Raw genomic sequence first — 9,616 nt, 5'->3', positions numbered from 1 at the left:
ACATACCGAACCTAGAAGTTAAGCCTGTAAACGCCTACAATACTCAGTAATGGGGAAGATTGGTAACTGCCAAGTTTGTTTTGACAGGAGTTTTATGACTCCTTTTTTTTCGCCAATTTTCAATAAATATATATAGTAAAGACACATTGTGTCTTTTTTTTACCTTTCATCCTTAAAAATGATGCGTATATCGCAAATCTATTGTTAATACTTAATTTATTTGATATATTAATATCAAGGAGGTAAGATGAAAGTAGAAATTTCAATTGACAAAAAATATTCTAATCCTAAAGTTGTAATTTATTGTGATGAGTATACAAGTGATATACAAAATGTATATGAGAAAATATTATCATCAACTACTAAGAAAATATTAGCAATTAAAGATGATAAGACGTATTTATTAGACTTTGATGAGATAGTTAGAGCATATTCTCTAGATAAAAAAGTGTTTGTAAGTACTATGAAAGACACATATGAAATTCGTGAGAGAATCTATGAGCTAGAGGAAAAATTATCCTTGGAAAAGTTTATTAGAATTTCAAGAAGCGAAATTATTAATTTAGATTATATAGAAAAATTAGATTTATCGTTTATAGGGACAATTTCTGTAGAATTAAAAAATGGTGAATATTCATATGTTTCTAGAAGAAAAATAAAGACTTTTAAAACATTACTTGGATTGTAAGGAGGTATTATGAAAAAGTATATAGATAGTTTTTTAATTGGTGTTGGTATAGGAAGTTTAGTAGAAGCAATAATATCAATATTTTTACATATTAATATTGTTGGTGTTTCTTCATTTGTTGAAAGTGTACCTTCAGGGTATGCAAAAATTATTCAATGTATATTGTATGGAGGTTTTGGGATTGTTGGACTTTTAACTAGTAAAATTTACAAACTGAAAATACATTTAGCATTAAAAACAATTTTACAATTTATGTGTTTAATAATATATTTTTTGATTGTAGGAACATATTTAAGATGGACAAGTACAAGAAATTTATTGTTTTCATTGATTATATTTGTTGTTATATACTTAGTAATTTGGACTTTAATATATATTGAAAGAAAAAAAGAAGTAGATATGATAAATATGAACTTAAAGAAAAATAGGGAAGGTAAATAGCCTTCCTTATTTTCTTTTCCATATAACAGTTCTACCTAATAGTTTGATACCACCTACATAACCATGTACCTTTAAAGTATTATGATTTTGTAATTTTAAAGAACATTCATATGTCTTACCTGTTTCAGGATCATAAATTAATCCATTTTCAAAACTGTCATTATTTTTATCATATGTAAAACTGCTTATTATTGTTATACCAACAATATTTCTATTTCTTTTAGACTTATCAGGATTATTATCATCCTTTTTAGGGTGTGTCATTCCAATAATATTTCCATATAACTTGTTGTTTGCTTCAAAAATTTTAATAGTGGCAACATTTCCGCTTTTAGCAGCTTGTGATTGCCATGTTCCAAAATAGTCGCTTTTAGCTGCAAATGTAAAAATTGATGATGCGATTATTGAAAGAATTAAAATACTTTTTTTCATTTTTGCCTCCTTATGATAGGTGTATTATAACATGTGTTATATTCAAAAATCAACTATATATTTTTAAAAAATATTTATGTAAACATAAATTATTAATAATAAACATATAATTATTCGTTATGAATATAAATAAATATGTAAGGTAGTGCTAGGAAAGCATACTTTTTTTGTTTGAGAGATGTAAAATAAAGGGAAGGGGAGAATAAATATTTCTGTAAAGCCTATTTGACAAAATGTAAATTTTATATTACAATTAAAGTAATATAAAAGGAGGCTAATATGGAATTAGGTAAAGAGAAATTATTAAAAATGTATGAATTGATGCAAGATGCTAGAAACTTTGATATGAAGATAAACCAACTTGTTAGAAGGGGGTTTGTTCAAGGTATGACGCACTTTTCTGTTGGTGAAGAAGCTGCAGGGATAGCTGTTACATCTTCTATGACTGATAAAGACATTCTTTTTACTACGCATAGAGGGCATTCACAATGTATAGGTAAGGGAATGGATATTAATAAGATGATGGCAGAATTAGCAGGAAAAGTTACAGGTGTATCAAAAGGTAAAGGTGGTTCTATGCACCTTGCTGATATACAAAAGGGTAATTACGGAACTAATGGTATAGTTGGTGGAGGATTTGCTCTAGCTGTTGGAGCTGCTTTTACACAAAAGAAGAAGAAAACAGGGAATTTTGTAGTAGCAATCTGTGGAGATGGATCAACAAATGAAGGATCATTCCATGAATCAGTAAATATGGCAGCAACATGGAAACTACCAGTAATATTCTTTATTATCAATAACAAATATGGAATAAGTATGGATATACAACGTGCAACTAATACAGAACACTTATACACTAGAGCACAAGCTTATGGCATACTAGGCTTATACGAAAAAGATGGTAATGATGTTATTAAAGTGTATAACGAATTTCAAAAAGCAGTAGAACACGTAAAAAATGGTAATGGACCTGTAATAATGGAAGTTGAATCATATAGATGGTTTGGACATTCAACAGCAGATGCTGGGGTTTATAGAACAAAAGAAGAAGTAGATGCATGGAAGAAAAAAGACCCACTAATTAAGTTTGCAGACTATTTAATAGAAAAAGGTGTTGCAACAAAAGAAGAATTAGAAAAAATGGAAGAAGATTCAAAACAAAAGATACTAGATGCAGTAGAATATGCTAAAAATAGTCCAGATCCAACATTAGATGTTGCGTTTGAAGATGTATATTCAGATTAGGGGGTAAAAATGGAAACAAAATTAATGTCATATAGAGAAGCAATTAATCTTGCTATGAGCGAAGAGATGAGAAGAGATGAAGATATATATTTAATGGGAGAAGATGTAGGAATCTATGGTGGAGACTTTGGTACATCAGTTGGTATGTTTAAGGAATTTGGTCCTGATAGAGTAATAGATACACCAATTTCTGAAGCTGCTATTGCAGGGTGTGCTATAGGGTCTAGTATTACAGGATTAAGACCAATAGTAGACTTAACATTTATGGATTTCATAACAATAGCAATGGATGCCATTGTTAACCAAGGTGCAAAATTAAGATATATGTTTGGTGGACAAGGTATACACGTTCCAGTAACATTTAGATGTGCTTCTGGTTCAGGTATAGGTTCAGCAGCACAACATTCACAAGCGTTAGAAAGTTGGGTATGCCATATACCAGGATTAAAAGTTGTAGCACCAGGAACAGTTTCAGATGCAAAAGGGTTGTTAAAATCAGCTATTAGGGATAATAATATTGTTATATTTATAGAACCAAAGGCTGAATATGGTAGAAAAGGAGAAGTACCTTTAGATCCAGAATACACTATTCCTTTAGGAAAGGGAGAAATTAAAAGAGAAGGTAAGGATATAACAATCGTATCGTATGGTAGAATGTTAGAAAGAGCCTTACAAGCAGCAGATGAAGTTAAAAAAGAAGGTATTAGTGTTGAAGTTGTAGATCCAAGAACTTTAGTGCCATTAGATAAAGAATTAATAATAGAATCAGTTAAAAAAACAGGTAGAGTATTACTTGTAAATGATGCACATAAGACAGGAGGATTTATAGGTGAAATTTCAGCAATGATATCAGAATCAGATGCGTTTGATTACTTAGATGCACCTATTGCAAGACTTGCTGGACAAGATGTACCAATTCCTTATGCAAGAGTATTAGAAACACAAATGATACCAAGCGTAGAAGATATTAAGAAAAAAATTCATGATATTATGAACAAACAGTAGGAGGAAAAATGGAAGAAAAATTAAGAGCTACTCCTGCAGCTAGAAGTATGGCAAAAAAAATGCAAGTAGATTTATCAATGATATCAGGAACAGGAGCAAAGGGGAGAATACATAAAGAAGATGTATTAGAATTTATGGAAAATGAAAGACCAAGAATAACACCACTAGCAAAAAAGATTGCAGAAATTAATAATTTGGATTATAGTACAATAAAGGGTAGTGGATTTAGAGGAAAGATAATGAAAGAAGATGTCTTAGCTTTAATGAAGGTAGAAAAACCAGTTGAAGTTAAGAAAGAAAAAGAAGAAGTAAATATAGCTAAACCTGTGGAAAATAGTAATATTATTCCTATGTCAGCTATGAGAAAAGTTATAGCTAAAAGAATGTCAGAAAGCTATTTTCTAGCACCAACATTTACATTAAATTATGAAATAGACATGACAGAACTAAAGGCATTAAGAGCTAAATTAATAGAACCAATAAAAGAAAAGACAGGCTTAAAATTAACATATACAGATCTAATTTCTATGGCTGTTATTAAAACACTTAAGAAGCCAGAACACAAATTTGTTAATGCATCATTAACACCAGATGTAAAAAATATTGAATTACATGATTATGTAAATCTATCAATGGCAGTTGGATATGATGAAGGTCTATTAACTCCAGTATTAAAAAATGCTGATAAAATGAGCTTAACAGAAATAGTTGTAGGACTAAAAGATTTAGCTAAAAGAGCTTTAGATATGAAACTAAAACCTGATGAAATGAGTGGAAGTACATTTACTATTAGTAATATAGGAATGTATGGTGTAGATAGTTTTAATCCAATAATTAATCAACCAAATTCAGCAATTTTAGGGGTTTGTGCAACAGTGGATAAACCTGTTGTAAGAGATGGACAAATAGTTATACGACCTATGATGAATTTATGTTTAACTATAGATCATAGATTAGTAGATGGGTTAGCTGGTGCTAAATTCATGCAAGATTTGAAGAAATTATTAGAAAATCCAATGATGATGTTAGTGTAAAGGAGAAAAAATATGGCAACAGAAATAATTATGCCAAAACTTGGTGTTGATATGCAAGAAGGGCAAATAATAGAATGGAAGAAAAAGGAAGGCGATGAAGTTAAAGAAGGAGAAATCCTTCTTGAAATCATGTCTGATAAAACAAATATGGAATTGGAAGCAGAAGCAACAGGTACATTGATAAAGATATTAAGAAAAGATGGAGAAACAGTTCCAGTAACAGAGGTTATAGGGTACATAGGTAAAAAAGGTGAAGTTGTTGGAGAAGAAACTAAACCTGCAGAAGTAAAAGAAGACAAAAAAGAAGAAAAAACAGAAAAAAATGCTAAAGATTATGATATAATAGTAATAGGTGGAGGACCAGCAGGATACTACTGTGCAATTAGAGCAGCTCAATTAGGAGCTAAAGCACTGGTTATAGAAAAAATAGAAGTTGGGGGAACATGTCTAAATAGAGGATGTATTCCTACAAAGACATACCTAAAGAATGCAGAAATAATAGAAAATATACAACATGCTAAAAAAAGAGGTATAATTCTAAAAGATGAAAAGTATACTGTAGATATGGACAAGACTGTAGATGTTAAGAATAACGTTGTAAAGACATTGACTAATGGAATAAAGGGACTATTTAAAAGTTATGGAATAGACTGCATACATGGTGTAGGAAAAGTATTAAAAGATAAGACTGTAGTAGTTGATGATAAGAAGTTTACAGCTGATAAGATAGTTATAGCAACAGGATCTAAAGTAAGTAAAATAAATATTCCAGGTATAGAAAGTAAGTTAGTATTAACAAGTGACGATATACTTGAATTAAGACAAGTTCCAGAATCACTAGGAATTATAGGTGGAGGAGTTGTAGGAGTTGAATTAGCACAAGCCTTTAATTCATTTGGTTCAAATGTAACAATAATAGAAATGTCTGATAGAGTAGTTCCATCATGTGATGAAGAAGTATCACAAGTATTGAGAAAATCTCTTGAAAGTAAAGGAATAAAGATATTAACATCAAGCAAGTTAAATTCTATTGAAGAAAAAGAAGGAAGATTAACATTAAAATTAGAAGGAAAAGAAGATGTTGTTGTTGATAAAGCTCTATTATCAATAGGAAGAGTTCCTGAATTAGAAGGTACAGAAGACTTAGGACTTACTCTTGAAAGAGGAAGAATAAAAGTAGATGAATATATGCAAACTAATATAGAAGGTGTATATGCACCAGGAGATGTTAATGGTATTAAAATGTTAGCTCATGCAGCATTTAGAATGGGAGAATTAGTTGCAGAAAATGCAATAAAAGGAAATCATAGAAAAGTTAAGTTAGCATCTACACCAGCAGCTGTATATACAATGCCTGAAATAGGTATGGTTGGTTTAACAGAAACTAAAGCAAGAGAAAAATATGATATTTCAGTAGGTAAATTTAACTTTGCAGGTAATGGTAGAGCAATAGCATCAGATGAAACAGCAGGATTTGTTAAAGTTATTGCAGATAAAAAATATGGTGAAATATTAGGAGTTCATATTATAGGGCCAGCAGCAGCTGAAATAATAAATGAAGCAGCTACATTAATGGAAATGGAAATTACGGTAGATGAAGTAGCAAAAACTATTCATGGTCATCCAACTTTCTCAGAAGCTTTATACGAAGCATGCCTTGATGTTTTAGGTGAAGCAATACATTTACCAAAGAAAATTAATAAATAAAAGAGGTTATATCAATGAAATATATAGTTAGTAAGACAAATGATACACATTTTAATATGGCAATGGAAGAATATTGCTTTAAAAAATTAACTGATGAAGAAGAAATATTTATACTTTGGATTAATCAACCATCAATAATTATAGGTAAACATCAAAATGCAATTGAAGAAATTAATGCTGAATATGTAAGAGAAAATAATATATGTGTTGCAAGAAGAGTTTCAGGTGGTGGAGCAGTCTATCACGATTTAAATAATTTAAATTATACTATTATTTCATCAAAAGTAGGAAATGAAGCATTTGATTTTAAAACATTCTCACAACCAGTAATAAACGTACTAAAAAAATTAGGTGTAAATGCAGAATTTACAGGAAGAAATGATATACAAATAGATAGTAAAAAGATTTGTGGTAATGCGCAAGCATATTTTAATGGAAGAATGATGCACCATGGTTGTCTTTTATTCAATGTTGATTTAACTGTTTTGACAAAAGCACTTAAAGTATCAAAAGATAAGATAGAATCTAAGGGTATAAAGTCAGTTAGAAGTAGAGTAACTAACATATTAGATGAGTTACCTAAAAAAATTACAATAAAGCAATTTATGAATATGATACTAGATGAAATGAAGAGTACTAATAAAGATTTTACTGAATATGTATTTACAGATAAACAATTAGAAGAGATAAAGCACGCAAGAGATACTAAACAAGCTACATGGGACTGGGTATATGGTAAGGCACCAGACTATAATATAAAAAGAGGAGTTAAGTACCCATCTGGTAAAATTACTACATATGCAGATGTACAAGGTTCAGTTATTAAAAATATTAAAATATATGGAGATTTCTTTGGTATTAATGATGTTGATGACATTGAAAAGGTCCTAATAGGTAGAAAATATACTTATGAAGATGTACTAGATGCCTTAAAAGACATTGATATATCAAAATACTTCTTGGGAATGACAAAAGAAGAAGTCGCAAAAGCAATATGTGAAATATAGGAAGGGGATATCTATGAAATTAACAGAAGAAATGAAGAAAATGTTTTCTGAACAGTTACCAATAATAGCAACTGTAAATGAAGATTTAACAGCCAATGTAGGTCCTAAAAGATCAGGAAGAGTTTATGATGATGAAACTATAGTATTTAATGAAAATACAGCAGGTAGAACAGAAAGAAATATTGAAAGAACAGGAAATGCTACAATAATAATAGTTGATCGTGAAAAACTAGATGGTTATAGATTTGTTGGTAAAGCAAAAGTATACAAAGAAGGAAAATACTACGAAGAAGCCAAAAAATGGGCAGAAGGTAAGATGGGAGTACCAAAAGCTGTAACAGTAATAAAGATCGAAAGAATAGACACATTAAAATCAGGTCCTACTGCTGGGCAAGAAATTAAATAAATGTATGACAAAATAGCTAGCTAGAAACTAGCTATTTTTTGTGATATAATGAAAAAAAGAATGAAGGTAATACATGTTTAATAAGGTCATGGATAAACTAAATGAATTGGGTATAAAAGTTCAGATAGTTGAACATGAACCAGCTTTAACTACTGAGCAAGCTGATAAGTTCATAGAAGGCATAGAAGGTGTGAGAACTAAGACTATGTTTTTAACTAATAGAAAGAAGAAAAACTTCTATTTAGTTATTATGGATGACGCTAAAAGATTGGATATGGATAAATTTAAGGGAATTACAGAAGAAAAACAAATAAAAATAGCTTCTGCTGAAAGTTTAGCTGAAAAGATGAAGCTTGTATCTGGAGTAGTTTCTCCATTTGGCTTATTAAATAATGATGATAAAGATATTAAAGTATATATAGATAAAGAGATTACAACTCAAGATAGAATGAGTTTTCATCCTAACACTAATGAAAAAACTATTTTCATTAATACAACAGACTTAATTAAATATTTAAATAATATAGGATATGAATTAAAAATAATAGAACTTTAAATGTGGAGGAAAGATGAAAAGAGAATTAGCATTGGAATTTGCTAGAGTTACTGAAGCTGCAGCATTAGCAGCATACAAGTGGATAGGTAGAGGTAATAAAGAGGCTGCAGATCAAGCTGGTGTTGATGCAATGAGAACAATTCTTAATAGAATTAAGATTGATGGAGAAATAGTTATAGGTGAGGGAGAAATAGATGAAGCACCTATGCTATATATAGGAGAAAAAGTAGGTCTAAAAGATAAAGATGTCAGCTATGAAAAGGTTGATATAGCAGTAGATCCAATAGAAGGTACAAGAATGACAGCACTAGCTCAATCAAATGCTTTAGCTGTATTAGCAGTTGCTAAGGGAGGAACATTCTTAAAAGCTCCTGATATGTATATGGAAAAATTAATAGTAGGTCCAGAAGCTAAAGGACTAATAGATTTATCAAAACCTCTTATAGAAAACATTGAAATAGTAGCTAAGGCTAAGAATAAGAAGATAACAGATTTAATGATAGTAGTGCTAGATAAACCAAGACATAAAAAGATTATACAAGATTTACAAGAAAGAGGTATAAAGGTGTATGCACTTCCTGATGGTGATGTTGCAGGATCAATATTAACTTGTATGCCAGATTCAGAAGCCGATATGCTATATGGTATAGGTGGAGCTCCAGAAGGAGTAATATCTGCTGCTGTAATTAAAGTTATGGGTGGAGATATGCAAGCAAGACTTAAATTAAGATCAGAAGTTAAAGGAATATCACTTGAAAATGATAAGATTTCTAACTTTGAAAAAGCAAGATGCGAAAAAAGAGGATTGCATGTAGGAGATGTTTTAACATTAAAAGACTTAGTTAATACAGATGAAATAATATTTTCAGCAACTGGAGTAACTAGTGGAGATTTATTAGAAGGTGTTAAAAGAAAAGGTGATATAGCTAGAACCCAAACCTTATTAGTCAGAGGTTCATCTAAAACAATTAGATATATTAATTCGATACATAATTTGAATTACAAAGATCCAAATATTAGTCACTTAGTTAAGTAGTGGGAAAAGTTATGAAGCTTTTCCCTTTTTAATTGTAAGAAATGTCTAAATAGTGTATA

At 30.1% G+C, this 9,616-nt stretch carries 11 protein-coding genes; 10 read left to right on the top strand and 1 reads right to left on the bottom strand.

Annotated elements, in window-relative coordinates; translation table 11 throughout:
• Nucleotides 1-247: 247 nt before the first annotated feature.
• Together IMK15_RS05615 and IMK15_RS05610 are read left to right on the top strand one after the other, a co-directional pair.
• On the top strand, nucleotides 248-688 hold the full coding sequence (locus IMK15_RS05615) for a LytTR family DNA-binding domain-containing protein (RefSeq protein ID WP_046328242.1): 441 nt from the start codon (nucleotides 248-250) through the stop codon (nucleotides 686-688).
• Between the two features lie 9 nt (nucleotides 689-697).
• Complete coding sequence (locus IMK15_RS05610; RefSeq protein ID WP_192942194.1) at nucleotides 698-1,129, top strand: DUF3021 domain-containing protein; 432 nt, start codon at nucleotides 698-700, stop codon at nucleotides 1,127-1,129.
• A 6-nt stretch (nucleotides 1,130-1,135) separates the two neighbouring features.
• On the opposite strand, the gene IMK15_RS05605 is transcribed toward IMK15_RS05610, so the two are convergent.
• Nucleotides 1,136-1,561 (bottom strand): DUF2147 domain-containing protein, encoded by a 426-nt coding sequence (locus tag IMK15_RS05605; protein WP_192942193.1) that lies wholly within the window; start codon nucleotides 1,559-1,561, stop codon nucleotides 1,136-1,138.
• Nucleotides 1,562-1,840: 279 nt separating this feature from the next.
• Between IMK15_RS05605 and IMK15_RS05600 the strand changes: the two genes are divergently transcribed.
• The 8 genes from IMK15_RS05600 to glpX all read left to right on the top strand — a co-directional run bounded on the left by IMK15_RS05600 (nucleotide 1,841) and on the right by glpX (nucleotide 9,557).
• On the top strand, nucleotides 1,841-2,806 hold the full coding sequence (locus IMK15_RS05600; protein ID WP_192942192.1) for a thiamine pyrophosphate-dependent dehydrogenase E1 component subunit alpha: 966 nt from the start codon (nucleotides 1,841-1,843) through the stop codon (nucleotides 2,804-2,806).
• 9 nt (nucleotides 2,807-2,815) lie between these two features.
• On the top strand, nucleotides 2,816-3,811 hold the full coding sequence (locus IMK15_RS05595; protein ID WP_192942191.1) for an alpha-ketoacid dehydrogenase subunit beta: 996 nt from the start codon (nucleotides 2,816-2,818) through the stop codon (nucleotides 3,809-3,811).
• A gap of 8 nt (nucleotides 3,812-3,819) precedes the next feature.
• Nucleotides 3,820-4,845 carry a dihydrolipoamide acetyltransferase gene (locus IMK15_RS05590; protein WP_192942190.1) on the top strand — a complete coding sequence of 342 codons (1,026 nt, stop codon included), beginning with the start codon at nucleotides 3,820-3,822 and terminating at the stop codon, nucleotides 4,843-4,845.
• A gap of 12 nt (nucleotides 4,846-4,857) precedes the next feature.
• Nucleotides 4,858-6,552, top strand: coding sequence for a dihydrolipoyl dehydrogenase (gene lpdA / locus IMK15_RS05585; protein ID WP_192942189.1), 1,695 nt, complete (start codon nucleotides 4,858-4,860; stop codon nucleotides 6,550-6,552).
• A gap of 14 nt (nucleotides 6,553-6,566) precedes the next feature.
• Nucleotides 6,567-7,559: a lipoate--protein ligase gene (locus tag IMK15_RS05580; protein WP_046328248.1), complete on the top strand. Its 993-nt coding sequence runs from the start codon at nucleotides 6,567-6,569 to the stop codon at nucleotides 7,557-7,559.
• 13 nt (nucleotides 7,560-7,572) lie between these two features.
• Nucleotides 7,573-7,965, top strand: coding sequence for a pyridoxamine 5'-phosphate oxidase family protein (locus IMK15_RS05575; RefSeq protein ID WP_192942188.1), 393 nt, complete (start codon nucleotides 7,573-7,575; stop codon nucleotides 7,963-7,965).
• A gap of 88 nt (nucleotides 7,966-8,053) precedes the next feature.
• The gene (locus tag IMK15_RS05570; RefSeq protein WP_226869222.1) at nucleotides 8,054-8,521 is read left to right on the top strand and encodes a prolyl-tRNA synthetase associated domain-containing protein; all 468 of its coding nucleotides are present in this window, start codon (nucleotides 8,054-8,056) and stop codon (nucleotides 8,519-8,521) included.
• Between the two features lie 13 nt (nucleotides 8,522-8,534).
• Nucleotides 8,535-9,557 (top strand): class II fructose-bisphosphatase, encoded by a 1,023-nt coding sequence (gene glpX, locus IMK15_RS05565; RefSeq protein ID WP_192942186.1) that lies wholly within the window; start codon nucleotides 8,535-8,537, stop codon nucleotides 9,555-9,557.
• Nucleotides 9,558-9,616 lie beyond the last annotated feature (59 nt).

Origin of the sequence: Sneathia sp. DSM 16631, from assembly GCF_014892235.1 — a bacterium.
Lineage (GTDB): Bacteria > Fusobacteriota > Fusobacteriia > Fusobacteriales > Leptotrichiaceae > Sneathia > Sneathia vaginalis.
This window is presented reverse-complemented; position numbering and strand designations above follow the sequence as displayed.

Excerpts from the sequence above, each read along its gene's own strand:
- IMK15_RS05615 (WP_046328242.1), top strand. The coding sequence starts at position 248 with ATGAAAGTAGAAATTTCAATTGACAAAAAATATTCTAATCCTAAAGTT.
- IMK15_RS05610 (WP_192942194.1), top strand. The coding sequence starts at position 698 with ATGAAAAAGTATATAGATAGTTTTTTAATTGGTGTTGGTATAGGAAGT.
- IMK15_RS05605 (WP_192942193.1), bottom strand. The coding sequence starts at position 1,561 with ATGAAAAAAAGTATTTTAATTCTTTCAATAATCGCATCATCAATTTTT.
- IMK15_RS05600 (WP_192942192.1), top strand. The coding sequence starts at position 1,841 with ATGGAATTAGGTAAAGAGAAATTATTAAAAATGTATGAATTGATGCAA.
- IMK15_RS05595 (WP_192942191.1), top strand. The coding sequence starts at position 2,816 with ATGGAAACAAAATTAATGTCATATAGAGAAGCAATTAATCTTGCTATG.
- IMK15_RS05590 (WP_192942190.1), top strand. The coding sequence starts at position 3,820 with ATGGAAGAAAAATTAAGAGCTACTCCTGCAGCTAGAAGTATGGCAAAA.
- lpdA (WP_192942189.1), top strand. The coding sequence starts at position 4,858 with ATGGCAACAGAAATAATTATGCCAAAACTTGGTGTTGATATGCAAGAA.
- IMK15_RS05580 (WP_046328248.1), top strand. The coding sequence starts at position 6,567 with ATGAAATATATAGTTAGTAAGACAAATGATACACATTTTAATATGGCA.
- IMK15_RS05575 (WP_192942188.1), top strand. The coding sequence starts at position 7,573 with ATGAAATTAACAGAAGAAATGAAGAAAATGTTTTCTGAACAGTTACCA.
- IMK15_RS05570 (WP_226869222.1), top strand. The coding sequence starts at position 8,054 with ATGGATAAACTAAATGAATTGGGTATAAAAGTTCAGATAGTTGAACAT.
- glpX (WP_192942186.1), top strand. The coding sequence starts at position 8,535 with ATGAAAAGAGAATTAGCATTGGAATTTGCTAGAGTTACTGAAGCTGCA.